21 protein-coding genes are annotated in these 25,777 nt (G+C 72.3%); 7 read left to right on the top strand and 14 right to left on the bottom strand.

From position 1 onward, the window contains the following. Window positions 1-94 precede the first annotated feature (94 nt). Genes AB0M54_RS13120 through AB0M54_RS13130 form a run of 3 tightly spaced genes read right to left on the bottom strand, consistent with a single transcriptional unit; the run spans window position 95 to window position 5,107 of the window. Window positions 95-1,306, bottom strand: coding sequence for a hypothetical protein (locus AB0M54_RS13120; protein ID WP_364470878.1), 1,212 nt, complete (start codon window positions 1,304-1,306; stop codon window positions 95-97). 31 nt (window positions 1,307-1,337) lie between these two features. After that, a complete protein-coding gene (locus AB0M54_RS13125; protein WP_364470880.1) occupies window positions 1,338-4,130 on the bottom strand; it encodes a BTAD domain-containing putative transcriptional regulator in 2,793 nt (930 codons plus the stop codon). Further along, the gene (locus AB0M54_RS13130; RefSeq protein ID WP_364470882.1) at window positions 4,127-5,107 is read right to left on the bottom strand and encodes a methyltransferase dimerization domain-containing protein; all 981 of its coding nucleotides are present in this window, start codon (window positions 5,105-5,107) and stop codon (window positions 4,127-4,129) included. The genes AB0M54_RS13125 and AB0M54_RS13130 overlap by 4 nt, the downstream gene beginning before the upstream one ends. Window positions 5,108-5,224: 117 nt before the next feature. On the opposite strand from AB0M54_RS13130, the gene AB0M54_RS13135 reads away from it, so the two are divergent. Then, window positions 5,225-5,884 carry a (2Fe-2S)-binding protein gene (locus AB0M54_RS13135; RefSeq protein ID WP_364317585.1) on the top strand — a complete coding sequence of 220 codons (660 nt, stop codon included), beginning with the start codon at window positions 5,225-5,227 and terminating at the stop codon, window positions 5,882-5,884. A gap of 45 nt (window positions 5,885-5,929) precedes the next feature. After that, window positions 5,930-8,293, top strand: a complete 2,364-nt coding sequence (locus AB0M54_RS13140) for a glycosyl hydrolase family 65 protein (RefSeq protein ID WP_364470884.1) — start codon at window positions 5,930-5,932, stop codon at window positions 8,291-8,293. A gap of 74 nt (window positions 8,294-8,367) precedes the next feature. On the opposite strand, the gene AB0M54_RS13145 is transcribed toward AB0M54_RS13140, so the two are convergent. The 10 genes from AB0M54_RS13145 to AB0M54_RS13190 form a co-directional block, all read right to left on the bottom strand. Next, a complete protein-coding gene (locus tag AB0M54_RS13145; RefSeq protein WP_364317582.1) occupies window positions 8,368-9,492 on the bottom strand; it encodes a S8 family serine peptidase in 1,125 nt (374 codons plus the stop codon). 2 nt (window positions 9,493-9,494) lie between these two features. Next, window positions 9,495-10,280, bottom strand: coding sequence for a hypothetical protein (locus tag AB0M54_RS13150; protein ID WP_364470886.1), 786 nt, complete (start codon window positions 10,278-10,280; stop codon window positions 9,495-9,497). 14 nt (window positions 10,281-10,294) lie between these two features. Next, window positions 10,295-10,624 carry a hypothetical protein gene (locus AB0M54_RS13155; protein ID WP_364317578.1) on the bottom strand — a complete coding sequence of 110 codons (330 nt, stop codon included), beginning with the start codon at window positions 10,622-10,624 and terminating at the stop codon, window positions 10,295-10,297. Between the two features lie 20 nt (window positions 10,625-10,644). Then, window positions 10,645-11,310: a YbaB/EbfC family nucleoid-associated protein gene (locus tag AB0M54_RS13160; protein WP_364317576.1), complete on the bottom strand. Its 666-nt coding sequence runs from the start codon at window positions 11,308-11,310 to the stop codon at window positions 10,645-10,647. Between the two features lie 95 nt (window positions 11,311-11,405). Then, complete coding sequence (locus AB0M54_RS13165; RefSeq protein WP_364470888.1) at window positions 11,406-11,660, bottom strand: hypothetical protein; 255 nt, start codon at window positions 11,658-11,660, stop codon at window positions 11,406-11,408. Window positions 11,661-11,698: 38 nt separating this feature from the next. Then, window positions 11,699-14,005: a DUF4132 domain-containing protein gene (locus AB0M54_RS13170; RefSeq protein WP_364470890.1), complete on the bottom strand. Its 2,307-nt coding sequence runs from the start codon at window positions 14,003-14,005 to the stop codon at window positions 11,699-11,701. After that, window positions 14,005-14,373 carry a hypothetical protein gene (locus AB0M54_RS13175; RefSeq protein WP_364317571.1) on the bottom strand — a complete coding sequence of 123 codons (369 nt, stop codon included), beginning with the start codon at window positions 14,371-14,373 and terminating at the stop codon, window positions 14,005-14,007. Before AB0M54_RS13175 ends, AB0M54_RS13170 begins: the two co-directional genes overlap by 1 nt. Window positions 14,374-14,437: 64 nt before the next feature. Then, window positions 14,438-15,913: a hypothetical protein gene (locus tag AB0M54_RS13180; RefSeq protein WP_364470892.1), complete on the bottom strand. Its 1,476-nt coding sequence runs from the start codon at window positions 15,911-15,913 to the stop codon at window positions 14,438-14,440. Window positions 15,914-16,026: 113 nt separating this feature from the next. After that, window positions 16,027-17,430: an NAD(P)/FAD-dependent oxidoreductase gene (locus tag AB0M54_RS13185; RefSeq protein WP_364470894.1), complete on the bottom strand. Its 1,404-nt coding sequence runs from the start codon at window positions 17,428-17,430 to the stop codon at window positions 16,027-16,029. A gap of 1 nt (window position 17,431) precedes the next feature. Beyond that, on the bottom strand, window positions 17,432-17,770 hold the full coding sequence (locus tag AB0M54_RS13190; RefSeq protein ID WP_364470896.1) for a hypothetical protein: 339 nt from the start codon (window positions 17,768-17,770) through the stop codon (window positions 17,432-17,434). Between the two features lie 81 nt (window positions 17,771-17,851). On the opposite strand from AB0M54_RS13190, the gene AB0M54_RS13195 reads away from it, so the two are divergent. The 4 genes from AB0M54_RS13195 (at window position 17,852) to AB0M54_RS13210 (ending at window position 24,269) form a co-directional block, all read left to right on the top strand. Beyond that, complete coding sequence (locus AB0M54_RS13195; protein ID WP_364470898.1) at window positions 17,852-18,073, top strand: hypothetical protein; 222 nt, start codon at window positions 17,852-17,854, stop codon at window positions 18,071-18,073. 114 nt (window positions 18,074-18,187) lie between these two features. Next, window positions 18,188-20,983, top strand: coding sequence for an ExeM/NucH family extracellular endonuclease (locus AB0M54_RS13200; protein WP_364470900.1), 2,796 nt, complete (start codon window positions 18,188-18,190; stop codon window positions 20,981-20,983). Between the two features lie 123 nt (window positions 20,984-21,106). Continuing rightward, window positions 21,107-21,925, top strand: coding sequence for an amidohydrolase family protein (locus AB0M54_RS13205; RefSeq protein ID WP_364470902.1), 819 nt, complete (start codon window positions 21,107-21,109; stop codon window positions 21,923-21,925). 82 nt (window positions 21,926-22,007) lie between these two features. After that, window positions 22,008-24,269: an FdhF/YdeP family oxidoreductase gene (locus AB0M54_RS13210; RefSeq protein ID WP_364470904.1), complete on the top strand. Its 2,262-nt coding sequence runs from the start codon at window positions 22,008-22,010 to the stop codon at window positions 24,267-24,269. Here AB0M54_RS13210 and AB0M54_RS13215 read toward each other — a convergent pair. Continuing rightward, the gene (locus AB0M54_RS13215; RefSeq protein ID WP_364470906.1) at window positions 24,241-24,846 is read right to left on the bottom strand and encodes a methyltransferase domain-containing protein; all 606 of its coding nucleotides are present in this window, start codon (window positions 24,844-24,846) and stop codon (window positions 24,241-24,243) included. The genes AB0M54_RS13210 and AB0M54_RS13215 overlap by 29 nt on opposite strands. A 248-nt stretch (window positions 24,847-25,094) precedes the next feature. Between AB0M54_RS13215 and AB0M54_RS13220 the strand changes: the two genes are divergently transcribed. Then, the gene (locus AB0M54_RS13220; protein WP_364317558.1) at window positions 25,095-25,682 is read left to right on the top strand and encodes a TMEM165/GDT1 family protein; all 588 of its coding nucleotides are present in this window, start codon (window positions 25,095-25,097) and stop codon (window positions 25,680-25,682) included. The last annotated feature ends 95 nt before the right edge of the window (window positions 25,683-25,777 follow it).

Here is a 25,777-nt window from a genome sequence, read left to right on the forward strand (position 1 = left end):
TTCCACCTGCGCGTCCGGGGCGCTTCGCCGGGCGGCGGAGGTGGAACGGGCACAGGGTGCCCGCCACCCGCTGGGGGGCTGGGTGGCGGGCACCTCACATGCCTTTCCCGATGATCTCCCGGGCCGTGCTCAGCAGCCCGGGCACCGGGTCCCGGCTGGTGTAGAGCATGGTCAGGTCGCCGCCGACCGTGCTCGCCCCGACGACGTGCTCGTCGGCGAAACCGACCAGCCCGGCCGGCCCCCAGAGCTCCTCCAGCCGCAGTGGTCCGTAGCGCAGCGGGATCGGCAGCGCGCCCAGGTTGGTCAGCAGGATGTCGTACGACAGGGTCTGCGAGATGGCCCGCGCCCAGCCGGCCGGATCCTCGCCGTCCGGCAGCGCCCGCCTGATCTCGCCCAGCCGGGCCATCGCCTCGGCGATCCGCCCCGGCTGCCGGAAGATGTCCAGGTCGTCCTTGAACCGCCGGGCCGACGCCCACAGCCCGCCGTCACGCCGCGGGCTCGGCCTGACCACCGGGATCGAGTAGAAGCCCACGCTGTCGCCGATCTCCGGCAGCGTCCGGCGCAGGTTCACCTGGCTGCCGAACCGCAGGTCGCGACCGTCGGCGCCGGGCCCTAGCCGGTGCATGGCCGCGGCCAGGGCGGCGGCCAGCACGGTGTGCACGGTGACGCCCTCCTGGTGGGCGCGGTCGCAGACCAGCTCGGTCAGCTCGCGCCCGAACGCGATCCGGTCGACCCGCGGCGGCAGCGCGGCGTCGATCATCTGCGGTGGGGCGCCGACCGGGTACGGGTGCGGCCCCACCTCGACCCGCGCGCCGTTGAGCAGGTAGTGCTCCATCGGCAGGGCCCGGGTGCCGCCCGACAGGTCCCGGCCGGCCAGCGTCCGCAGCAGGTCCCGCAGCACGACGGCCAGCGACAGCCCGTCGATGGCGGTGTGCCCGGTCAGGATGATCGTGGTGCGGCGGGGGCCGGGCAGCAGCCGGGCCCGCAGCAGCGGCGCCGGGCCGGCCGGGAACGGCTCGGTCATCTCGGTCACCAACGAGTCGGTCCAGTCGGCGGCCTCGGTGACCTGGAGCGGGATCGGCGTGCCGGGCCGACCGGCGAAACACGGCCCGTCCGGACCGGGCACCACGGCGGCGCGCAGCAGCGGGTGGCGCCGCTGCACCTGGGCCAGCGCGGCACCCCAGCCGGCCTCGCCGGGCGCGCCGGACACCACCGCGGCCAGGGCGAAGTGCAGCGGCTGGGCCCGCCGAGCAAGCGCTCTCAGGGCTTGCTCCATCATCCCGAGCGGACGATCTGGTGGTGTCACGGCAACTCCCTGGCGGTCCGGCGACCCGAGGCTAACCATCACGAGTGCCGAATTCGTGGAGGACCGGTGGAAGCCGCCGGAGCCGCTCGCGCAGCTCGGCGGCGGTGGCCGACCGGGTCTCCTCGTGGATGCGCAGGCTCTCGGTCCAGGCGTCCCGGGCCTGCTCGGCCCGGCCCTCGTCGAGCCGGGCGTGGCCCAGCGAGAGCAGCGCGGCCGCGGCGCCGGCGTCGTTGTCGGCGGTGCGGTAGAGGTCGGCGGCCCGGGTCAGGCATCCGGCGGCCCGGCCGTTCTCGCCCGCCCGGTGGTACAGGTCGCCCAGGCCCCGCCAGCAGTCGGCCTGGATGACCGGGTCGCCGCAGGCCTGGCCGATCGCCAGGGAATCGCCGAAGAGCCGGACCGCGGTGGCCCGCTGCCCCAGCCGGCCGGCGCAGGTGGCCAGGCCGTGCAGGGCGTCGGCCTGGCCGCGGCGGTGGCCGGTGCGGACGTGCATCCGCAGCGCCTGCCGCTCCTCGTCGACGGCCAGGCTGAAATCGCCGGCGTCGCGCAGGATCGAGGCCAGGCCGCAGTGCACCGAGGCGACCTCGCCGGCATTCTCCAGCAGCGTGAAGATGCGCCGGGCGTTCTCCAGGTGGACCCGGGCGCGGTCCAGGTGCCCGAGGTGGTGGTAGGCGGCGGCCAGGCTGCGGTGAGCGTGACCCTGTCCGGTCAGGATCGGGCTGGACTGCGCCGCGCGCAGGGCCGTCCGCATCGTGCCGGCCCAGTCGTGCCAGAGCCCGCGGCTGCGGTAGAACGGCTCCAGGTTCAGCGCGAGCTGCCAGGCCGACGTGTCCGCCTCCTCGTCGGTGGCCCGCCGCACCGCCGCGCTCAGCACCGCGTGCTCGGCCCCGAACCAGGCCAGCGCCGCGGTCCGGTCCTCGGCCACCTCGGGCACGACGCCGGGTGGGGGCTCGCCCGGTGGGATCGGCTCGCGGTGCGGGGCGAGCAGGAGGTGGATCCGGTACGCCGAATGGTGGTAGTGGGCGAGCAGGCGCGCGAAGGCGGCCTGCCGGTCGGCCCGTTCGTCATCGGTGAGCTGCTCCGTGGCGTACGCGCGGACCAGATCGTGAAAACGGTAGCGGCGGGGCTGGTGCTCGACGACCAGATGCGCCTGGGTGAGATCGGCGAGCAGCCCCCGGACCTCGCGCCGGGGCAACCCGGCCAGGCTGGCCGCCGCGGACAACGAGATGTCCGGGCCGATGTGCATCGCGAGCAGCCGGAACAACGCGGCCGCCGGATCGCCGAGCACCCGGTACGACCAGGAGAACGCCGCCCGGACATCCACCCCGCCGTCGGCGAACACGCCCAGGTCGGTGTCGGCGTCGCGCAACTCGTCGGCGATCGCCCGCAGCGGGAAGCGCGGTTCGGCCGCGGCCCGGGCGGCGACCACGGCCAGAGCCAGCGGCAGCCGGGCGCAGGCCGCCACGATCTCGTCCATCGCCGACCGGTCCTCGGCCGCCCGCTCGGCCCCCAGCCGCCGGGCCAGGAACTCGCCGGCCTCCTCGGCCGTGGGCACGCCCAGCGTCAGCAGCCGGGCGCCACCGGTCGTGGCCAGCCCGGTCAGCCGCCGCCGGCTGGTCACGATGACGGCACAGCCCGCGGTGCCCGGCAGCAGCGGGCGCACCTGGTCGGCGTCGTAGGCGTTGTCCAGCACGATCAGCACCCGCCGCCCGGCCAGCAGGCTGCGGAACAGGCCGGTCTGCGGCCCGATCCCGGACGGCACCGCGTCGTCCCGCACGCCGAGCGCGTTGAGGAACCCGCGGATCGCCTCGCCGGTGCCGATCGGGGCGGCGGCCACGTCGAAGCCGTTCAGGTCGATGTGCAGCTGGCCGTCCGGGAAGCGCGGGGCGAGCAGGTGGGCGAGGTGGATGGCGAACGTGGTCTTGCCGACGCCGGGCATCCCGTCGATGGCGAGCACGCCGGCCGTCAACGCCTCGCGGGCGGCGTCCAGCTCGTGCGCCCGCCCGGTGAACAGGCCCAGGTCGGGTGGGAGCTGGGCCGGGCGCACGGTCGTGGTCGTCACGGCCTGCGGCTTCAACACCGAGAGGTACGCCGCCTGCAGCTCCGGACCGGGGTCGACGCCCAGCTCGTCGGCCAGGGTCTCGCGCTTCTCCTCGTACAGCGCGAACGCCTCGCTCTGCCGGCCGTCCGCCGCCAGGGTGAGCATCAGCTGGGCCTGGAGCGCCTCGTCGAGGGGATGGAGGTCGGCGATCGGCCGCAACGCGGTGAGCATCGCGCCGCCCTGCCCGGCCCGCAGCGCGGCCTCGGCGGCGGCCCGCGCCGTGCCGGCCACCTCGTGATCGATCGCGGCGAACGCCGTCGGCCGTCGTCCGCCGCTCAGCTCGCCGGCCGCGCACGGCCCGTGGACCAGCCGCAACGCGTCGGCGAAGTGCCGGGCGGCGGCCGGGTGGTCGCCCCGCCGGGCGGCGTCCCGGGCGTCGGCGGCGTGCCCGCGGAAGGCCAGCAGGTCGGAGGCGCCCGGCGCCACGGTCAGCCGGTAGCCGGAGCGGGACCGGACCAGCCACCGGCCCTCCGAGCGGGTCGGCAGGTCCGGTTCGAGCACCCGGCGCAGCACGCCGATGTAGCGGTGGACGCTGTTCACGGCGCTGGTCGGCGCGTCGTCACCCCAGAGCAGCTCGACGAAGTCGTGCACGCCGACCGGGCCGGTCGGGTGGGCGAGCAGCAGGGCCAGCATCAGCCGCTGCTGGCGCGCGCCCAGGTCGACCTCGGCGCCGTCCCGCCAGGCCCGGAGCGGCCCGAGCAGGGCGAAGGTGGGTTCGCTGCTCATCGGCGTCCCACCACCGCCGACCAGCCGTGCCCGAGCTCCTCGGTGGCGACGTCCCGGAAGCCGGCCGCGGCCAGCCAGGCCCCGGCCTCGGCCGTGGTGCTCTGCCGCCCGGCCGGGGTCTCCAGCAGCAGGCCGAGCGAGGAGAGCAGCGCCGCGGTGTTCCGGCGGCGGCCGTCGTCGACCATCCGGTCCTGCACGACCAGCATCCCGCCGGGCGGCAAGGACCCGTGGGTGCGGGCCAGCAGGGCGTCGCGGGCCGCGGGGTCGAGCCGGGCCAGCACCTCGCTCAGCACGTACACGTCGGCCGGCGGCAGGTCGTCGTAAGTTACCAACTGGTCGGTAAGGAAGAGCCGCTCGACGTTCTCGGCGTACTCCGGCGTCGCGTGCACGACCCCGCCGCTGATCCCCGGGTACGCCTGGGCCAGCCGTACGGTCAGCAGCCCGGCCCCGCCCACCTCGACCACCGTCTCGACGCCACTCCAGTCGACCCGCGCGATCAGCTCCTCGACGACCGGGGCGAGCGCCCACGCCCGGCCGTCCTGATAGTCGCGGCCCGCCCCGGCCGGCGACGAGGCCGGCGACGACGCGACCGGCGTCGCGACCTGCGGTTCCCCGCTGCGCAGCGCCCCGGTCAGCGACCCCCACATCGGATAGTCGTGGCCGCCCATCCGCTCGAGCACCCCGCCCGCGTAGGTCGGCTTCCCCCGGTCCAGGTAGAGGTCGGCGTCCGCGCTGTTCCGGTACGCGTCCCCGTCCCGGACCAGCAGCTTCAGCGCCACCAGCGCGTCCAGGAAGTCCGGCGTGGCCCGCGCGTGCAGCCCGGCCTCGGCGGCGATCCGCGCCCCGCTGCGCGCACCGTCCCCGAGCACGGTGAAGACCCCCAGCTCGACCGCGGCCAGCAAGGTCCGCGCCGCCATGAAGCCCGCCGCTACGGAAAGTAACGAGTCGAGCCCTGTCTCGCCGGTCTCGCTCGTCATGCCGTTTCCAACGCATGGCAGGTACCCCAGGTTCAGATGCCGGGTCAGATCGTTGCCGAACGGCATGCCCGGACGACTGCGGACAGTGACGGGCGCGCCACATCGTAGGGTTGGGGCATGTCCGCCGCCCTCGACGCCGCCGCGGCGCTCGGACCCTATTTCCGCTGGGAACGCTGGGACGGCGACCCGGCCTGGCGACCGCTCGACGATCTGCACGACCCGGACGTGGTCGCCGGGCGGGTCGAGGCCGGCCGGCAGACGTTGATGCGGATGTCGGGGCTGGGCCGGGACCAGATCGGGGAGCGCGAAACCGCGTCGATCACCTTCCTCGGGCTGGCGTCCCGCCTGCTCTCGCCGCCCCTGGCCGCCGCCGCCCTCACGGGTCGCCCGGTCACCGCCCGGCTCTGGTGGCGGCCGGTCGAGGGTGGGCCGATCCCGTTCGCGTACGCCGAACCGGCCGTGACCGCGACCCTGACCACCGACCTGGTCGCGCCGATCCTCGAGGTCTACCGCCTCCGGTTCGCGCTGTCGACCCGGGTGCTGTGGGGCAACGTCGCGTCCGCGCTGGGCGGCGCCGCGAAGATGATCGCCACCCACGCGCCCGCCCACGCCGACCGTGCCTACGCCCTGCTCGACGAACAGCTCGCCGCGCCGCCGCTCGAGGGGCACGCCGAGCTGATCCGGCCCCAGAGGTTTTTGGTACGCAACAACTGCTGCCTGTACTACCGCATCCCGGGCGGCGGCACCTGCGGCGACTGCGTGCTGAACCGGCGTTGACACCCCGGCCATGCGGAATTCATCGGGTTGGGTGAGTCTTGGTGGGTGCTGGAACAGCGAAACTTCGGTATCGAACCGTGGGCGATCCGGGAAACCGGCCTCGACCTCGACAACCTGGGTCACGCGGAGTCGGTCTTCGCGCTGGCGAACGGTCACATCGGCCTGCGCGGCAACCTCGACGAGGGTGAGCCGCACGGCCTGCCCGGCACGTACCTGAACTCGTTCTTCGAGCACCGGCCGCTGCCCTACGCCGAGGGCGGCTACGGCTACCCGGAATCCGGTCAGGCCATCCTCAACGTCACCAACGGCAAGGTCTTCCGGCTGATGGTCGACGACGAGCCGCTGGACATCCGGTACGGCGAACTGCGCCACCACGAGCGCGTGCTCGACTTCCGGGGCGGCACGCTGACCCGGGAGTTCGAGTGGGTCTCGCCGGCCGGCAAGGCGGTCCGCGTACGCAGCGAACGTCTGGTCTCCCTGGCACAACGGGCGGTCGCCGCGATCCGGTACACGGTCAGCGCGGTCGACCAGCCGATCCTGGTCGTGGTGCAGTCCGAGCTGGTGGCCAACGAGGACCTGCCGGGCGGCGGCGACGACCCGCGCGTCGAGGCGGCGCTGGCCAACCCGCTGCGCCCCGAGGGGCACTTCCTCGACGACTCCGGTGTCACGCTGCTGCACCGCGTCGAGCAGTCCGGGCTGCGGATGGCGGCCACGATGGCGCACGACATCGACGGGCCGGACGGCGTCCAGGTGCACTCGTCGGCCCACGAGGACATCGGCCGGACCACGATCATCTGCCGCATCCAGCCCGGCCAGCAGCTGCGCATCGTCAAGCACCTGGCGTACGGCTGGTCCTCGCAGCGCTCCATGCCCGCCCTGAACGACCAGGTCCGGGCCGCCCGCTCGGTCGCGCGTTACCACGGCTTCCAGGGCCTGCTCGACGAGCAGCGCCGGTTCCTGGCCGACTACTGGGCCAGCGCCGACGTCGAGATCGACGGCGACGCGCAGCTCCAGCAGGCGGTCCGGTTCGCGCTGTTCGAGGTGCTCCAGGCCGGCGCCCGGGCGGAACGGCGCGCGATCGCGGCCAAGGGCCTCAGCGGGCCCGGGTACGACGGGCACACGTTCTGGGACACCGAGACCTTCGTGCTGCCGATGCTCAGCCACACCGTCCCGGACGCCGCGGCCGACGCGCTGCGCTGGCGGCAGAGCATCCTCCCGCTGGCCCGGGAACGCGCGGAACAGCTCGGCCTGAAGGGCGCGGCGTTCCCCTGGCGTACGGTCCGCGGCCAGGAGTGTTCCGGCTACTGGCCGGCCGGCACGGCCGCGTTCCACATCAACGCCGACATCGCCGACGCGGTGATCCGGCACATCCAGGCCACCGGCGACGACGACTTCGAGCGTGAGGTCGGGCTGGAGCTGCTGGTCGAGACGGCCCGGCTGTGGATGTCGGTCGGCCAGCACGGCCCCGGCGGCTCGTTCCGCATCGACGGCGTGACCGGCCCCGACGAGTACAGCGCGGTCGCCGACAACAACCTCTACACCAACCTGCTGGCCCAGCGGAACCTGCGCGGCGCCGTCGCGGCCGCCGACCGGCACCCCGGCCAGGCCGAGGAGCTCGGCGTCGACCAGGAGGAGCTGGCCGACTGGCGGGACGCGGCCGACGAGATGGTGATCCCGTTCGACCTGAAGCTCGGCGTACACGCGCAGTCCGAGGGTTTCACCAGCCACGCGCCGTGGGACTTCGCCGGCACCGCGGCCGACAAGTACCCGCTGATGCTGCACTTCCCGTACTTCGACATCTACCGCAAGCAGGTGGTCAAGCAGGCCGACCTGGTGCTGGCGATGCAGCTCTGCCCCGAGGCGTTCACGGCCGAGCAGAAGGCCCGCAACTTCGCCTACTACGAGCGGATCACGGTGCGGGACTCGTCGCTGTCGGCCGCCACGCAGGCGGTGCTCGCGGCCGAGACCGGACATCTGGAGCTGGCGTACGACTATCTCTGCGAGACCGCCCTGCTCGACCTGGGCGACCTGGCCGGCAACACTGAGCACGGCCTGCACATCGCCGCGCTGGCCGGTGCCTGGAGCGGGGTGGTCGGCGGGTTCGGCGGGCTGCGCCACCTGTCCACCGGGCTGGCCCTCGCGCCGCGGCTGCCCGAGGCGCTGACCAGGATCGCGTTCCGGCTCCGCTGGCGCGGCCGCCGCCTGCAGGTGACGATCGCGCCCCGCGAGGCGACCTACCGGCTGGTCGAGGGCGAGGAGCTGGAGCTACGCCATCACGGCGAGCTGATCACCGTCCCCAAGGACGGCTCCACGGCCCACCCGATCCCGCCCCGTCCCGAGGTCGAGCCGGTCCACCAGCCGGCCGGCCGCGAGCCGCTGGCCCGCCGGGTCAAGGGCCATCAGGTCTGACCGGGACGACCGCCGGGAAGCGGACCGCGTTCGCTGCCTTCCTCGCCGCCGGACACGGGCCGGCGGCGAAGAAGTCAGGCCGGAACTGAGCGGCGCCGGCGGGTGCGGATCATCACGATGGCCAGCAGGACGGCCGCCAGGATCAGGACGATCACGCCGACCAGGGCGATCAGCCACCAGCTGAGCCAGGTCGACCGCGGCTCGCCCGGGTCGCCGAGCGGGTTCACGGCGGCCGGGGGAGTGGTCGCGGTGACCGCCTTCTCGGCGTCGACCTCGCCGTAGCCGTAGACGTTGTCGCGGCCCGGGTCGCCCAGGTCGGTGGCGCCCTTCAGGACGCGGTCGATCACCGTCGGGGCGGTGGCGGCCGGGTCCTTGGACTGGACCAGGGCGACCACGCCGGCGACCAGGGCGGTGGCCGAGCTGTCGCCGTTGAGGATGATCGGGTGGCCGTACCCGCTGGTGGATTTCGGGTCGATGGTGATGATCTGGTCGGCCGGTTTGCTGTAGACGACGTCGCCGCCGGGGGCGCGCACGGTGACGCGGCTGTCCGGCGGGCCGTACCCGGCCGGTTGATGATCCTTGTTGGTGCCGCCGACCAGGAGGATGCCGGTACGCAGCTCCTGCGGCAGGTCCTTGCCGTACTCCAGGGGCACGACCACCACGACGTTCTTGGACAGGGCGTACCGGAAGCCGTCGAAGTCGGGGTCGAAGTCGGTGAAGATCGCCTGCGACAGGTTGATCACCTTGGCGCCCTGGTCGACCAGCCAGCGCAGGCAGGTCGCGGTCGAGTCGGCCAGCCCGGAGCAGATGATCGGCTGCACCTTCGCGCCCGGCGCCACGCCGAGCAGGCCGTCGCCGCCCTTGGCCACCATCAGTCCGATGCGGGCGGTCGCCACCTCGTCGGCCAGCGGATAGTCCTTGGGCGCGTCGACGACGCTGTCCTTGACACCGACCTTGAGCCGCTTGACCGGCAGCACGGTGCCGGCGATGTCCGGATGCTCGGTGGGCATGGCGTTGGTGATCAGGCCGATCGTCACGCCGTCGCCGCGGGCGACCTGCTGGGCGGCGGGCACGTGCATCGCGTCCAGGTACCACTGCTGGTCGCGGGGTCCGGCCAGGGCCGGTGAGGCGGGCGCGAGCGCCGCGGACGTGACCGTGGCGACCGCCGCCAGGGCGGCCCACCCGCGGCGGAGCGGCATCGTCACAGCGTGACCATCTGGGGCCAGCCGTCGCCCAGCTCGCCGCGGACCTTCTTGGCGTCGACCATCTTGTTGATCGTGGCGGTCATCTGGTTGACGCCGTTCTCCAGACCCTCGTAGATCGAGTTGATCGCCGTCTGCACCAGCTCGCCGCACTTGCCCAGGGCCTCCAGCGCGCCCGCGATCGTCCCCGCGTCGACAACCGCGGCGGCGATCACGCCGGCCATGTCGAACAGCGGCTTGAACAGCGACACGATGTACGCGGCGTTGGTCGCGGCCATGTCGGACAGCCACGTCGCCAGCTCACCGCCCGCGCCGGCCAGCCCGTCGATCGCCTTGACCTGGATCGGCACCCGCTGCGCGTACGCGCGCTGGGCCGGGCCGTCCCAGTTGTTGAGGTTGGACGTGAACTGGGCCGCGGTGTCGGACATCGCGCCGACCGGCGCCTGCACCGTGTTCAGCCAGGCGAACGCCTTGTTGATCAGGGAGATCACCGGCACGCCCTTGTCCAGGATCTCCTGGACGACCTTGAGGATGTCCTCGACCGATTTCTTGATCTTCTCCATCAGGTCGTGCACCTTGCCGGCGTACTTGTGGGCGGCGTACATGCCGCCCAGGCCGCCGATCCACGACCAGTCGCTCAGGCTGCTCATCGCGCCGTTGACCGCGTCGATGAGCCGGTTGAGCTCGTCGTGCACCTTGCCCTTCTGCTCGCCGACCTGCTGGGTTGCCTTCTTGAGCTGTGCTTCCGACTCGTTGACCTGGCCGGAACCGTCGGGCGGTGGCATCGGAGTCCCTCCCGTCAGTTGCCGTAGATCTTGGACAGGTCCGTGGCGTTCTTGCCCTCCACGGCGTCGTAGTCGTCGTGTGCGCGCTTCAGGGCCTCGTTGATCTGCAGGAACTCCTGCTCGGCCTCGGTCGCGTGCTTCTGCACCAGCGCCAGGGTCGGGTCGTAGGCGTTCTTGGCCATCTGCGCGGTGGCGATCGGGCCGCAGAAGAACGCGGTCACGTACAGCGCGAGGTCGCTGATGCCGTTCTTCACCTCGGCCATGTCCAGCGACAGCTTGCGCCACTTCTCGGCCTCGTCGAGCAGGGCATCCCTGACGATCTTGACCTCGTCGTTCCCAGCCACGAAATCTCCCCTGTTCTCGCTCAGCCGATCAGGCCGGCGGCCGCGTCGAACGCGGCCATGGCCTCGCGGGCGATCATGCCGTTGGTGCTGTCGGCCGGAAGCCGGCTGGCCATCACTCGGATGTCGGCGATCCGTCCGTTCCGCACGGTGATCAGCACGAACTCGCCCGGGCCGGCCACCTCGTGCTCGCCCGCCGGCCGGGGCGTGGCCCGCGGGTCGTCGGCGTAGCGCAGCAGCATCTCGTTCTGTTCGAGCTGGCGGGACAGCCGGTAGCGCAGCTCGTCCATGTCCACGTCGTCGGCGGCGGGCCGGCGGGCCGGCGGTTCCACCCGGGCCGGCTCGGCGCGGGCCACGGCCTCGGCCTCGTCGTAGGCGGCGCTGTCGGCGTCGAAGAGCTCGATGATCGCCTGCGAGTAGGCCGAGGACAGCGCCTCGCCCAGCTCGGTGCGGGCCAGCCGCTGGTCCCACCGCATGTCGATCCGGATGTCGCGGACCTGTTGGCGGCCGTCGAGCACGACCGTGATCGTGCCGGTCGGGTCGCTGCCCTCGTAGTGCGCGTCGGGCCGGCTCGCCGCCCGGGCGGCCCGGCTTACGGCGTCGAGCTCGGCGCTGATCCGGCGCAACCGGACGAGCGGGTCGTCGTCGTCCTGTGTGGCCGACCCGTACCCGTTCAGCGAATATGTCACGATCTGTCACCCGCCCCCGTGTCCAACAGACACGGAGAATACGACGTATCGGCGGACCGCGCTGCCCCGGTGTCAGCTGGGTCAGCGCGGCCGGGTCAGCGCTTGCGGCGCAGGCAGACCAGCTTGCCGCCGGCGTCGACGGCGACGATCTCCCAGCCCTGGTCCTCGAGCATCTCGGCCGCCGAGAGCAGGACGTCGACCCGGGGCAGGTCGCTCGGGTGGATCTTCACGTCGGCGTAGAACGATGAGAACGCGATCACCAGGTAGATCAGGTTGAAGGGGTACTGATCCAGCGCGACGCGGCCGGAGAGAATGTCATCGGCCTCGAAGACGCGAGGCGGGCGCGGCATCATCGCACCAATATCGCATCGGCGGTCCAGCCCCTGGTTCAGGGGCGGCCCCGGCGGATCTGGCTGACGATCGTCTCGTCGGTGATCCGGTCGTCGGCGGCCAGCATGATCGCCTTGGAGAGGATCACCGACAGCACCACGTCGTCGTCGAACGGCAGGCTGAACCGGCCGGCCGGGGCGCGGTTGGGGACGATGCAGAGGTAGGCGTCGTCGGGCTCCATCCGGATGTTCCCGGAGCCCAGGTGGATGCGGTACGCCCCGAGCTTGCCCCGCACCCGCAGGAACCGTTCGCTCAGCTCGCAGTGCTTGCCCACGGTGAGCCGGGGGAGCAGGCGCGCCAGCACGTCGCGGCGGATCTCGGCACGCGGGGTCAGCTCGCCGAACGCCGTGCCGCTCCAGTAGGCCTGGAACCGGTCCTCGCCGCGGTCACGCCAGGTGTCGTCGGCCGCGATCGAGGTCACGCCGACGAAGAGGTCGACGTCGCGCATCGCCTCGCTGAGGACCAGCGGCGGCACCTCGGTCAGCGGCGCCGCTTCCCAGCCCCGCCCGTCGCGCCGCTCGAACCGCACCTGATCGGTGGTACAGAACGCCTGCTCCCAGGTGCTGCCGTCGACCCAGTCGTGGTAGAACACGGCCTGCCACTGGCCGGCCGCGACCTCTTTCTTCGCCTCGCCGTGGTAGCCGTCGCTCCAGCCGCCGAGATAGTTGGCGGCCCACCCGCGCTCGCGCATCAGAGCGTTGGCCTGCCGGTAGTGCAGGACGTGGGCGGCGAACCGGTTGGAGTAGAGCCGGGTCTCGGCCTCGGCCGGGGTCAGCAGATAGACCTCGCGGAACGCCTGCTTGATCGGCTGCCGCAGGCCGGCCTCGACCATCCGGTCGCGCCACCGGGCGACCTCGGCCGGTCCGGCCAGCGCAGGGTGCCAGAGCCGCACCCGCCGGCCGGGACCGGGCGCGGCGTCCTGATCGGACAGGGTCCACCCGTCGCCGGTCGGCACGGGCAGGCCGGAGACCCAGCTCGTGCCGTCGGCCGACGCCTGCCAGATCAGCGGCCGCGCGAAGGCGCCGGTCACCGGATGGTCGAGGTAGCGGGCGACCCAGGTGTCCCACTCCCAGACCCGTTCCTGGCTCAGCAGGTCTTCCACCCGCCGGCGCTCCACGCCCAGCGCCTTGTTGAGGTCGGTGACCGCGGCCCGGGCCTCGGCCAGCGCGTCCTTCCAGGCCGGCGGCACCGCCCGCAGCACCTCACCGCCCCGGTAGGCCCGCAGCCGCGCCTTGCCGCCGATGATCTCGACGACGCCGGCCTCGTCGTCGCCCAGCGACCAGGTGCGCCGGCCGGACGCGTCGAGCCCGTGGTCGTCGACCGACAGTTCCAGCGCCTCACCCGGCGCCCAGCCGCGCGCCCGGCCGATGCGTTCCAGCGCGGCCTGCACGCGGGGCAGCAGCGTGCGGCTGCGCGTGGTCAGGCTCAGCACCGCGAGGGCGCGCACCGGCGCGTCGCCCGGCCGGTCGCCCAGCACCTCGATCGCCGCCGTCGCGGCCTTCGGAGCGACCACCCGGGCACCACCCCGGCGCTGCGGCGACCCGGCCACGACCGCGAGGTCGCTGATCAGCTTGGTGCTCTCTTCCCCCGGCGTCCGCGACTGGAACCAGACCAGCCCGCGAAGCAACCCGTCGATGTAGTCCCACACCTCACCGGCCCCGGCGCGGTAGGCGCCGAGCATCGCCGCGACGGCCTCCTTGACCCGGGGTGACGCGGCCAGCCGGGCGTCGGCCTCGCGCAGCCACGCCTTGGTCGGTGCGAGCTTGGGCAGTTCGGCGGCGAACCAGAACGCCTCGTGGACCTGTGGGTCGGTGAGGAGCGTCTCGAGCTCGGCCGAGGGCCGCCGCGCCTGGCTGACGGCCATCAGCAGGTCACCCGGGATGCCACTCACGCGGGCGATGGCCCGGCCGTAGAGGGGCGTGAGCAGGCGCATCCCCTCGGTCGAGAACTCCCAGCCGGTGTGCAGCGCGGCCAGGGCCGCGGACAGCCGGTCGCCGAGGCCGGACAGGTCGGCCGGGTCCAGCGAGAGGGCGATCAGCACGGGCACCCAGAACGGCGTCTCGGTGTGGCTCGGCAGGTCGTCGAGCAGGACCTGGAGCGCCCACTCGAGGTCATTGCGGGAGTAGGGCGTCGGCATCTCCTGGAGCGCGGCCATCGCGGGCGACAGCCAGGCCCGCGCCGTGCTGTCCTCGGCGGTGAGGTAGGCGTGTGCGTGCAGAACGGCGTCGCGACGCTCGGCCGGGGACAGCGCCGCCAGCAGACGGGGATCGCCGCTGCCGATGAACTCGCGGAAGACCTCGGCCATCAGCCACCGACCAGCGGCATCAGCCGGATGAAGGCCACCGCGTGGGCCCGGCCCAGGTCGATGACCTCGTCGAGATCGTCCACCTGCCGGTCGCCCGCGATCATCACGAACGCGTTGTGCCCGAAGCCGGCACACGCGGCGTCGGCCTGCTTCTCCCAGTCGACCTTGGGCCGCCGGGGATCGGCCGGTCGGACCAGCCCCCGGAACGTGTCGTGCCCCGCCGGCGTGGCGTTGAACCGCGCCACCTCTTCGCGCACCCGCAGACGCACCAGCTCGCGCGCGGTGATCTGGTCGGGCAGATCTGGCAGCACCCACTCGTCGATGGCCCGGCCCGCCATCGTCTCGTCGCGCACGATCACCTCGGCCATGAAAACCCCCGTCCTCCGTGTACGGCGGGATCATGCCGGACGGGTACGACAGATTCCGCCTCGGTCAGTTGAAGACGGCGACCGGGCGGATCGACAGCTCCCGGTCCGTGGAGTCCCAGGACCGGACGCGGCCCAGGCACCGGGCCATGAAGGGGCCGGCGAGCATGTCCTCGGTGCTGATCTCGCCGATCGGGCAGCGGAAAACAACCCGCGCCGCCTTGTCGCCCCCGGGTGGGGAGGCCGCGAAGAGCACGTGCTCGCCGGTCCGCTCGAACAGGTCGAAGCTGCCCCAGACCGAGACGTAGGCGCCGGGCCGGGCGAGCTCGGCGAACGGCAGCGAGCCGCCACCCCGGGACGACACCCGCTCGCGCAGGGTGCGGTCCGGTTCGACGACGCCGTCCAGCAGGTCGACGTAGATGACGTCGCCCTTGTCCTCCAGCACGTCCATCACGATCTTGATGACGGCGACCGGGTCGGCGTTGTCCACGTACTTGGTGGCGACCTGCTGGTTCACGCCCCGTTCCGCCTCCGCGACGAAGCCGTACAGGTCGGCGGCCAGCTTCGCGTTGGTCGGGATGAACTCCGGGTCGGCGAGCATCTGCTGGGCCGGATAGAGCGGGACCCGGTCAGTGTCCGGCACGGCCCGGTCCCGCACGATGTCCAACTGGTAGGCGAAGTACTGGTGTTCGTAGACCACCACGATCGGCGCCTTGCCCTTGCCCTCCGGCGATCGGTAGGAGTTGAACAGGTCGGCGTCTTGCAGCCCTTCGAGGGTGAGCATCGGCTTGATCCGGGCGGCGATCCGGAGCGCGTCCTGTTCCCTGGGCGGCTCGTTGCGGCCGCCGATCACCCATGCGGCCAGGGCGAGATACGTCTGACCCGAGTTGGCGAAGCACATGTTCGGGGTGTGGGCGAGCACCCGGTTCCCGTTGGTGACGGTCCCTCCGTCCGCGTCCTTCTGGCTTCCGAGGTCGAGGTCGTCCCAGGTCGTCCCGGCCTCCGTCAGGCCCAGGAACTTCGCGGTGTCGAGGGTGTAATACATCGGCGGGCCGCCGAGCCGGTTGGCCTGTGGCCGGGCGACACCGGCCGCGACCAGGGTCTCGGCGTACTGCCGGAAGGACGCGAGCACCAGCGGGCTGGCGAACGGATGGGTGACCTTCGGCGAGATGTTCCGCTCGGCGAGCCGGCTCCTGATGGTGGACGCCGTGGGTCGGCCGGACGGGAACAGAAAGTTGTACCCGTCGAACGAGCCGGTCGCGGTTTCGCCGGAACCAGTCTGGGTGACCTCCACCCGGAAGTGCCGCTTCAGCAGGATCTGCTGCATCGTCGGGTCGAGGAAGAGGTCGCCCGCGGAGCCGCTCTTGCCGCGCAACAGGACCGGCTCGCGGAACGGGAGCAGCGCGTTGCCGGTGACGAGGAGCACGACGAGCCCGAGGGTGCCGACCGAGGCGGCCACCGCGAACCAGATTCGCAGGCGGTGGGTCCAGAAGCCCGGTCGAGGACGGACGGTGAGGCGAGGAGCGGACACACTGCGTTCCACTGGTCAAGTGTCGCAGATCGGGATAAATGGATGCCTGGTCGGCTCGCGATCCAGGTCCGTCTGCTGGAAAGATCGGCAGCCGGACCGAGATCCCGCAGCGAGTTACAAAACACCTACCTCCCGTATGTTTCGAGCAGGCGCAGCCAGACCTCGCTGACGGTGGGGTAGGAGGGAACCGCGTGCCACAAGCGGTCCAGCGGGACCTCGCCGACCACGGCGATCGTGGCCGAGTGCAGCAGCTCGGCGACGTCCGGCCCGACGAAGGTCACCCCGAGCAGCACCTTGCGCTCCTCGTCGACCACCATCCGCGCCTTGCCCAGGTAGCCGTCCGCGTACAGGCTCGCGCCGGCCACGTTGCCGATCTCGTAGTCGACCACGCGGGTGCGGTAGCCGGCCTTCTCGGCGGCCGCGGCGGTCAGGCCGACCGAGGCGACCTCCGGCTCGGTGAAGGTCACCTGGGGTACGGCCTGATGGTCGGCGGTCGCGACATGCTTGCCCCACGGCTGGTCGTCGACGGGCTTGCCGCCGGCCCGGGCCGCGATCACGTCCCCGCACGCCCGCGCCTGGTACTTGCCCTGGTGGGTGAGCAGCGCCCGGTGGTTGACGTCGCCCGCCGCGTACAGCCAGTCCTCGTGGACCAGCATCGTGTCGTCGGCCTCCAGCCACGCACCCGGCTTCAGCCCCACGGTCTCCAGACCAAGATCATCGGTGCGAGGCGTACGCCCGACCGCCACCAGAACCTCGTCGGCCAGGATCTCCTCGCCGCCCGGCATCGTCAGGTGCACGACACCGTCGTCGTCGCGGCGCACCTCGGTGGCGCTCGTGCCCGTCCGCACGTCGGCGCCGGCCTCGGTCAGGGCCTTGGCCACCAGCTCGCCGGCGAAGGGTTCGTTCCCGGCCAGCAGCCCGCTCCGGGCCAGCAGCGTGACCCGCGCCCCGAGCGAGGCGTACGCGGTGGCCATCTCGGTCGCGACCACCCCGCCGCCGATGATCGCCAGCCGCTCCGGCACCTCCTTGGCCGACGCGGCGTCCCGGCTGGTCCACGGATCGCTGCCGGCCAGCCCCGGGATGTCCGGCAGCAGCGCGTCGCTGCCGGTCGCGACGACCACGGCGTGCCGGGCGGTGAGCACGGTGCCGCCGACGTCGACCCGGCGTGGCCCGGCGAGCCGCCCGTGCCCGCGGACCAGGTCGATGCCGGCGCTGCCGAGCCACTCGACCTGCCCGTCGTCCTTCCAGTCGGACGCGAACCCGTCCCGCCGGCGCAGCACGGCCGCCACGTCGAGCCGGCCGGTCACCGCCTCGCGCGCGCCGCCCACCGCCCGGGCCGCGCGCAGAGCCGAGTTGCTGCGCAGCAGTGCCTTGGTCGGCATGCAGGCCCAGTACGAGCATTCGCCGCCGACCAGCTCCTTCTCGACGATGACGGCGGTGAGGCCGCCCTTGACCGCCCGGTCGGCGACGTTCTCGCCGACCGGGCCGGCGCCGATGACCACGACGTCATAGGTGTTGCTCTCTGTCATGTCAGACTGCCTTCGCGGTGCGGGCCGCCCGGCCGAGACGCAGGGCGGAGATGAGGAAGAACACCCCGCCGACCACGGCGTACCCGGCGAGGTTGGTGAGGCCGGCCCCGTTCTGCCCGGACATGATGGCGAAGCCCGAACCGGCGAGGACCGAACCCGCGCCACTCACGATCATCGCCCATTGGCCGCCGAGCCTGCGGCGGCTCAGCCCGACGGCGAGCTGGATCACGCCGGCCACGACCGCCCAGACGCCCCAGACCAGCAGATCCGCGGGCACGTCGACGGGCCGACCGGCCGATCTGCCCGCCGTCGACGCGGTCCGGGCGATCGCCGCCTCCATCGTCGGTCAGATCAGCGGGCCGGGGTTCCGCGGCTGCGCGTTCCTCAACGCGGTGGCCGAGTACCCCGACCCCGCCCATCCGTGCACCAGATCGTCGTCCAGCATCGTGACTGGTTCCTGGGGGTCCTCACGGGTCTGTTCGGCGACGAGCCCACCGCGCGGCAGTTCGTCATGCTGCGGGACGGCGCGATGACCGCTGGTTGCATCTCGGACAAGGCGGAGGTCGGCGAGACCTTCCTCGCCGCCGTCGAGGGCATTCTGCGGTCGCATGCCATCGGCGCATCGTCCAGGACGGATGGCTGAAGGACGACAGCCACGCGAGGCGCCTTCAGATAGCGTTCAGCTCGCGTCCGCCGTGGATCCACGCTGGACGCCCTATCGTGCCCTGAGCTGCTCGCTCCCACCCCTGGAGGGTTCGTGTCCCGATTAGCCGCCGCGGCCTTGTCGCTGTCTCTCGCCGGTGCCGCCGGTCTGCTGTCCGCCACCCCGGCCGCCGCGAACCCGGGCGGCACCGGCCTTGTCATCAGTGAGGCGTACGTCAACGGCGGTTCGGCCGGCGCGACCTTCACCAACAAGTTCGTCGAGTTCTACAACCCCACCACGAACCCGATCCCGCTGGGCGGCGACTCACTGCAGTACCGCGCCCCCACCAGCACGGTCGTGCCGAGCGGGTCGCAGGTCTTCGCGCTGTCCGGCACGGTTCCGGCCCGCGGCCACTTCCTGGTCCAGCTGCCCAGCAACGGCGCCAACGGCGCCCCGCTGCCCACCGCGGACCTCACCACCGGCACGTCGGTCAACCCGGGCGCGGGCGGTGGCACCCTCTACATCGTCGACGGCCCGTCCGGCGTGCTGCCGACCGACGCGTCGGTCATCGACAAGATCGGCTGGGGTACGAGCAACTCGCCGGAAGGCACGGCCGCGAGCGGCAACTCGGTGATCCTGAGCTACCAGCGCTCCGGCGCCGGCGCCGACACCGACAACAACGCCGCCGACTTCCCGGTGGCCACCCCGGCGCCACAGAACGCCGGCTCGGTCCCGCCCGACCCGGATCCCGAGCCCGAGCCCACGGCGAGAACGATCGCCGAGATCCAGGGCACGGACACCGACACGTCCCCGCTCAACGGGCAGAACGTGATCACCGAGGGCGTCGTCACCGCGGCGTACCCGGTCGGCGGTTTCAATGGTTTCTCCCTGCAGACCGGCGGTCCGGACACCACACCGGGCGCCTCCGACGCGGTCTTCGTCTTCGGCTCGATCTCGGCCGCACAGGTGGCCGTCGGCGACAGCGTCCGGGTCGCGGCCAAGGTCACCGAGTTCCAGGGCCTGACCGAGCTCAGCGCCCCGACCGTCACCCGGCTGGCCACGCCGCTCCCGGCGGTCACACCGGCCGCGCTGCCGTGGTCCGAGCTGGACACCGCGGCCGAGAAGGAGGCGCACGAGGGCGAGCTGATCGCGCCGGGGGGCGACTTCACGGTCAGCGACACCTTCGACGCCAACTGGTTCGGCGTGTTCACCCTGGCCGCGGGCGACGAGCCGCTGCGCCAGCCGACCGACGTGGGCCGGGCCGGCAGTGCCGAGGCGCAGGCCGCCGCGGCCGACAACGCCGCCCGCGCGATCGTCCTGGACGACGGGTCGAGCCTGAACTACAGCTCGGCCGCCAACAGCGGCAAGCCGCTGCCCTGGCTGACGGCCGCGCGCTCCGTGCGTACCGGAGCGAAGGTGTCCTTCCATCAGCCGTTGATCCTCGACTTCCGCAACGGGGGCTGGAACCTGCAGCCCCGGCAGCAGGTCACCGACGACGGCGCGGCGGTCGCGACGTTCACCGACACCCGGGCCGCCAACCAGCAGCCGGCCACGCTCAAGGGGGCCAAGCTGGCCACGTTCAACGTGGAGAACTACTTCCCGACCACCGGCCAGGAGTACGTCGCCAAGGGCCTCGGCACCTGCAAGTACTTCAATGACCGGGCCGGCACCCCGATCGGGGTGGACGAGTGCACCGGCTCGGGACCGCGCGGCGCCGCCACCGAGGAGAGCTTCCAGCGGCAGCAGGGCAAGATCGTCACCGGCATCAACCGGCTCGGCGCCTCGATCGTCTCGTTGGAGGAGGTCGAGAACTCGGTGTGGTTCGGCGAGGCGCGGGACACCGCCCTGGCCGGGCTGGTCGACGCGCTCAACGCCAAGGCGGGCGCGGGCACCTGGGCGTACGCGCCGTCCCCGGCCGCCGACGGCCTGCCGCCGCTGGCCCAGCAGGACGTGATCCGCACCGCCTTCATCTACAAGCGGGCCGACGTCTCGCTGGTCGGCCCGCCGAGCGTGCTGACCACCGCGTCCGACCCCGGCGAGCCGTTCTCGATCGCCCGCGAGCCGCTGACGCAGGGCTTCAAGAAGAAGGGCGCCACCGAGGCCGACGCGTTCCTGGTCGTGGCCAACCACTGGAAGTCGAAGGGCGCCGGCGCGGCGCTCTACCCGGGCGACGAGCAGGACACCCGGCCCGCGTACGACCAGGGCTCGTTCAACGCGACCCGGGTCCGTGAGGCGCGGGAGACGCATGCCTTCGCCACCCAGCGGGCGGCCGCCCTCGGCACCGACCGGATCTTCCTGCTGGGTGACCTGAACGCGTACACCCACGAGGATCCGATGCAGGAGCTCTACGGGTTCGGCTACACCGACCTCGGGAGCCGGTTCAGCCCGTCCGAGCACACCTACTCGTTCGACGGGAAGGCCGGCTCGCTCGACCACGTCCTGGCCAACCCGGCGGCGCTGAAGATGGTCACCGGCGCCGACATCTGGCCGATCAACGCCCAGGAGTCGGTGGCGTACAACTACAGCCGCTACAACTACAACGTCACGCTGCTGTTCAACCCGGACGACCCGTTCGCCGCGTCGGACCACAACCCGGAGATCGTCGGCCTGACCCTGCCGGCGCTGCCGGAGTGGTCGGCCAAGAAGATCTACGACAGCGGTGACACGGTGGCCTACCAGGGCCAGGTCTGGCGGGCGCTGTGGTGGACGCTGGCCCAGCCGCCGGGCGACCCGTACGGCCCGTGGGAGCAGATCGCCACGGCCGCCGACGGCTCGATCCTGTGGACCCCGTCGCGCGTCTTCACCACCGGCGACATCGTCACCTACCAGGGCCACCGGTTCCAGGCCCAGTGGTGGACGCGTAACCAGGCGCCCGGCTCACCGTGGGGCCCCTGGAAGAAGCTCAGCTAGGCCGCTGCCCGGCCGCCCCCGCCCGCTCAAGCCGGGCGGGGGCGGATCGGCCCGACGGCCGGCCCCGGCGAACTAGGCTCCGATGAGCAAGGTCATCCGGCTGATCGACGCGGGGACGGCACCATGATCATCGACACGCACCAACACCTGTGGACCGCTGCGTACGAGTGGCTCCAGGATCCTTCGCTGTCCCGGATCCGGCGCGACTACACGGTGGCCGACCTGCGGGCCGCGATCGCCACGACCGGCGTCGAGCGCACGGTGCTGGTCGAGGCCGGCAGCTGCACGTCGGCCGAGACCGACCTGTTCCTGCGGACCGCCGCGGCGACGCCCGAGATCGCGGCCGTGGTCGGGTGGGCCTCGATCGCCGATCCCGCGCTGGCCGGCACGATCGCCGCGCATCGCGCCGGTCCCGGCGGCGAGCTGCTGGCCGGCATCCGCGACCAGGTCCAGGCCCAGCCGGACGACTTCCTCGACCGGGCGCCGGTCCGCGCCGGGCTGGCCGCGGTGGCCGAGGCGGGGCTGGTCAACGAGCTGGTGGTCCGCGCGACGCAGCTCCCGTCGGTGGCCCGGGCGGCGGCCGCGATGCCCGGCGCCACCTTCGTGCTCGACCACCTGGGCAAGCCGGGGATCGCGGCCGGCGCGCTGGGGGAGTGGCGTGACCTGATCGCCCCGGTGGCGGCCCGGCCCAACGTGGTGGCCAAGCTGTCCGGCCTGGTCTCCGAGGCGAACTGGGAGACGTGGACGCCGGCCGACCTGGCGCCCTTCGTGACCGCCGCGCTCGACCTGTTCGGGCCGGAGCGGCTGATGTTCGGCTCGGACTGGCCGGTCCTCGAGGTGGCGGCCACCTACGAGCAGGTCTACACCACGACGGTCGACCTGGTCGGCGGGACCGACCCGGACATTTTCGGCCGGACCGCCACTCGGGTCTACCACCTGTGACATCACAGACAGGCGCTGGCCGATCGGTGTTTCCTCCGGGCACCGTGGGGCAGTACAGCGTTGATCAATGTCTGGAGCGCCGATGTCGACCACGCCCGATGAAGACTCCCGCCTGACCGTCGGACCGCCCGCCGACCACGCCGCGGGGCTCAAGGCGGTCCAGGTCAGCATGGGCAAGGCGGTCAAGCAGATGGGCGTGGTCAAGACCGCCCGCAACCTGCTCCACCTCAACCAGGTCGACGGCTTCGACTGCATGAGCTGCGCCTGGCCCGATCCGAAGGGCCATCGGCACACCGCCGAGTTCTGTGAGAACGGCGCCAAGGCCGTCTCGTGGGAGGGTCAGCGCGACACGGTCGGCCCGCTGTTCTTCGCCGACCACCCGATCGCCGAGCTGGCCGGGCAGACCGACCACTGGCTCGAGAAGCAGGGCCGGCTGATCCACCCGATGGTGCGCCGCGACGGCGGCACCCATTACGAGCCGATCTCCTGGAAGGACGCGTTCGCCCTGATCGGCGAGCACCTGAACGCCCTGGCCGGCCCCGACGAGGCGGTCTTCTACACCTCGGGCCGGGCGAGCAACGAGGCCGCCTTCCTCTACCAGCTGCTGGCCCGGGCGTACGGGACGAACAACCTCCCGGACTGCTCCAACATGTGCCACGAGTCCACCAGCGCGGCCCTGGCCCGCACGATCGGCATCGGCAAGGGCTCGGTCTCCCTCGACGACCTGCACCGGGCCGACCTGATCGTGGTCTCCGGCCAGAACCCGGGCACCAACCACCCCCGCATGCTCACCGCGCTCGAGATCGCCAAGCGGGACGGCGCGAAGATCCTGGCCATCAACCCGCTGCCCGAGGCCGGGCTGCTGCGCTTCGACAACCCGCAGAAGGCGAGCGGGCTGGCCGGCCGCGGCACCGCCCTGGCCGACCAGCTGCTGCAGATCCGCTCCAACGGCGACCTCGCGCTGTGGCAGGCGATCGGCCACCTGCTCCTGAAGGCCGACGCGCTCGACCACGAGTTCATCGCGTCGAGCACCACCGGCTTCGAGGCCTGGGCCGAGCACGTACGCGACATCGACCGCGACGCCATCCTCGCCGCGACCGGCCTCACCTGGGCCGAGATCGAGGCCGCGGCGGCGATGCTGGCCGGCGCGAAGCGGATCGTGCACTGCTGGGCCATGGGCATCACCCAGCACCACAACTCGGTCGCCACGATCAAGGAGTTCGTCAACGTCGCCCTGGCCCAGGGCATGATCGGCCGGCCCGGCGCCGGCCTCTGCCCGGTCCGCGGCCACTCCAACGTCCAGGGCGACCGGTCGATGGGCATCTGGGAGAAGCCGCCACAGTTCTTCCTCGACGCGCTGGGCACCGAGTTCGGCTTCGAGCCGCCCCGCCACCCCGGCTACGACGCCGCCGACGCGGTGCGCGCCTTCCGCGACCGCAAGGCGAAGGTGTTCGTGGCGCTGGGCGGCAACTTCGTGGCCGCCATGTCCGACACCTCGGTGGTGGCGGAGGCGATGCGTGGCGCCGAGCTGACCGTGCAGATCTCGACCAAGCTCAACCGCAGCCACCTCGAGGCCGGGCGTACCGCGCTGATCCTGCCCACCCTGGGCCGCACCGAGCAGGACCTGACCGGTGGCCGGGTCCAGCGGATCACCGTGGAAGACTCGATGTCCGAGGTGCACGCCTCCCGCGGCCGCTCGAAGCCGGCCGGGCCGCTGCTGCGCTCCGAGATCGACATCATCTGCGGCATCGCGGCGGCCACGCTCGGCGACCGGCACGGCATCGACTGGGCCGGGTTCACCACCGACTACGACCGGATCCGTGACCGCATCGGCGGGGTCGTGCCCGGCTGCGCCGGATACACCGAACGGATCAGCAACGGCGGCTTCACCATGCCCCACCCGCCGCGCGACTCGCGCACGTTCCCGACCCCCGAGGGCAAGGCCGTCTTCACGGTCAGCCCGATCGAGGTGCTCCAGGTCCCGCCCGGCCACCTCATCCTGCAGACCCTGCGCAGCCACGACCAGTTCAACACCACGGTGTACGGGCTGGACGACCGCTACCGCGGCATCAAGGCGGGCCGTCGCGTGCTCTTCATCAGCGCCGAAGACCTCTCCGAGCTGGGCTTCGCCGACGGCGACCACGTCGACATCGTCTCGGTCTTCACCGACGGCGTCGCCCGTCGCGCGGCCCGGTTCCGGCTGGTCGAATACTCGACGCCCAAGGGCTGCGTGGCCGCCTACTACCCCGAGACGAACCCGCTGGTGCCGCTCGATTCCCAGGCGGTCGAGAGCGGCACCCCGACCTCGAAGTCGGTCATCGTCCGCCTGGAGCGCGCCTCGTAGTCAGCCGCGCCCGCAGAACGGTGTCGTGGGTGTGGTGGCCGCCGGGCGGGCGAGGGCGGGTCTCGCCGACCTCGACGCTCCACGAGTCGTCGAGGAGGGACGCGACCTCGGACGGCTGGTGGAAGCTCCGCGGGTCGGGGTCCATGTCCGCGGGCAGGCCGGCCAGGTCATGGCCGACGAACAGCAGGGTTCCGCCCGGCGCCACGGCGTCCAGCAGGCCCCGCAGGCCGGCATGACCCTCGCGGCGCGGCAGCGGGAAGTACTGGGCCGACACCAGGTCGAAGGGGCCGGCCGGCGGCGGCCCGCTGGTCAGGTCGCCCAGGATCCAGTCGACCCGCCCGGCGACATCGGCGCCCGCGGCCGCGGCCCGGTCGAGCGCGATCCGCGAGATGTCGACCGCGGTCACCCGCCACCCACGCCTCGCCAGCCACAGCGCGTCACCACCCTCGCCACACCCGATGTCCAGCGCCCGCCCGGGTGTCAGCCCGCTCACCTCGTCGACGAGTACGCCGTTCGGGTTACCGCTGAACAGCCGCTGCCGGCTCTGATATCGCTCGTCCCAGTACTCGGCGTCCATGATCCCTAGGCTTACTGACGCCGAGATCACAGGCCAGGTTCTTTGCCGGGTCGGCAAACCGGCCGATAGGTTGGTCACGCGAAGGGGAGTAGCTCCCAATGCTGTGGTCGACATGCTGGCGTGCGGTCTGCGCCCGGCCACACGGCCTCATCCACGGGTGAGGCGGGCGAGACCTTCGATCTGGCTGAGACATTGCCGGGTCGAGGTCGTTCGTGCCCGCCCCGGTCTGACGTGGAGAGGCTTTTTTCATGGACGGGTTCCTGGCCGCCCTGGCGCTCAGTTTCGGTGTCATCTTCGTCGCCGAGCTGGGCGATAAATCGCAGCTCATGGCGATGACGTTCGCCACCCGCTTCAAACCGCTGCCGGTCCTCATCGGCATCACCGTGGCCACCGCCGTCGTCCACGCCGTCTCGGTGGGCATCGGGTACGGGCTGGGCGCGTCCTTGCCGACCGGCTGGATCGCGCTCGTGGCCGGCCTCGCCTTCCTGGCCTTCGGCGCCTGGACGCTGCGCGGCGACTCGCTCACCGAGGACGAGAAGGGCAAGGCCGAGCAGACCAGACGCTCGGCCATCGTCGCCGTGAGCGTCGCCTTCTTCCTGGCCGAGCTGGGCGACAAGACCATGCTCGCCACGATCACCCTGGCCACCCAGCACGGCTGGTTCGGCACCTGGCTCGGCTCCACGCTCGGCATGGTCGCCGCCGACGCCCTGGCCATCCTGCTCGGCCGCTTCCTCGGCAAGCGCCTCCCCGAGAGGGCCATCAAGTACGGCGCCGCCGCCCTCTTCGCGATCTTCGGCGTCTGGCTGCTCATCGACGCGATCGGCCAGCTCGCCTGATCCGGTCGCGATCGTCTACTTCGGGCAGGAGCACTTGTCCAGCGCGTCGAAGGCAGGCCGGACCTTCGCCTGACGTTGATGTCCGAATCCGGCCA

This window comes from Actinoplanes sp. NPDC051470 (assembly GCF_040682035.1).
Lineage (GTDB): Bacteria > Actinomycetota > Actinomycetes > Mycobacteriales > Micromonosporaceae > Actinoplanes.

Excerpts from the sequence above, each read along its gene's own strand:
- AB0M54_RS13175 (WP_364317571.1), bottom strand. The coding sequence starts at position 14,373 with ATGGCCGAGGTGATCGTGCGCGACGAGACGATGGCGGGCCGGGCCATC.
- AB0M54_RS13165 (WP_364470888.1), bottom strand. The coding sequence starts at position 11,660 with ATGCCGCGCCCGCCTCGCGTCTTCGAGGCCGATGACATTCTCTCCGGC.
- AB0M54_RS13185 (WP_364470894.1), bottom strand. The coding sequence starts at position 17,430 with ATGACAGAGAGCAACACCTATGACGTCGTGGTCATCGGCGCCGGCCCG.
- AB0M54_RS13150 (WP_364470886.1), bottom strand. The coding sequence starts at position 10,280 with ATGCCACCGCCCGACGGTTCCGGCCAGGTCAACGAGTCGGAAGCACAG.
- AB0M54_RS13125 (WP_364470880.1), bottom strand. The coding sequence starts at position 4,130 with ATGAGCAGCGAACCCACCTTCGCCCTGCTCGGGCCGCTCCGGGCCTGG.
- AB0M54_RS13215 (WP_364470906.1), bottom strand. The coding sequence starts at position 24,846 with ATGGACGCCGAGTACTGGGACGAGCGATATCAGAGCCGGCAGCGGCTG.
- AB0M54_RS13205 (WP_364470902.1), top strand. The coding sequence starts at position 21,107 with ATGATCATCGACACGCACCAACACCTGTGGACCGCTGCGTACGAGTGG.
- AB0M54_RS13220 (WP_364317558.1), top strand. The coding sequence starts at position 25,095 with ATGGACGGGTTCCTGGCCGCCCTGGCGCTCAGTTTCGGTGTCATCTTC.
- AB0M54_RS13135 (WP_364317585.1), top strand. The coding sequence starts at position 5,225 with ATGTCCGCCGCCCTCGACGCCGCCGCGGCGCTCGGACCCTATTTCCGC.
- AB0M54_RS13130 (WP_364470882.1), bottom strand. The coding sequence starts at position 5,107 with ATGACGAGCGAGACCGGCGAGACAGGGCTCGACTCGTTACTTTCCGTA.
- AB0M54_RS13170 (WP_364470890.1), bottom strand. The coding sequence starts at position 14,005 with ATGGCCGAGGTCTTCCGCGAGTTCATCGGCAGCGGCGATCCCCGTCTG.
- AB0M54_RS13210 (WP_364470904.1), top strand. The coding sequence starts at position 22,008 with ATGTCGACCACGCCCGATGAAGACTCCCGCCTGACCGTCGGACCGCCC.
- AB0M54_RS13190 (WP_364470896.1), bottom strand. The coding sequence starts at position 17,770 with ATGGAGGCGGCGATCGCCCGGACCGCGTCGACGGCGGGCAGATCGGCC.
- AB0M54_RS13145 (WP_364317582.1), bottom strand. The coding sequence starts at position 9,492 with ATGCCGCTCCGCCGCGGGTGGGCCGCCCTGGCGGCGGTCGCCACGGTC.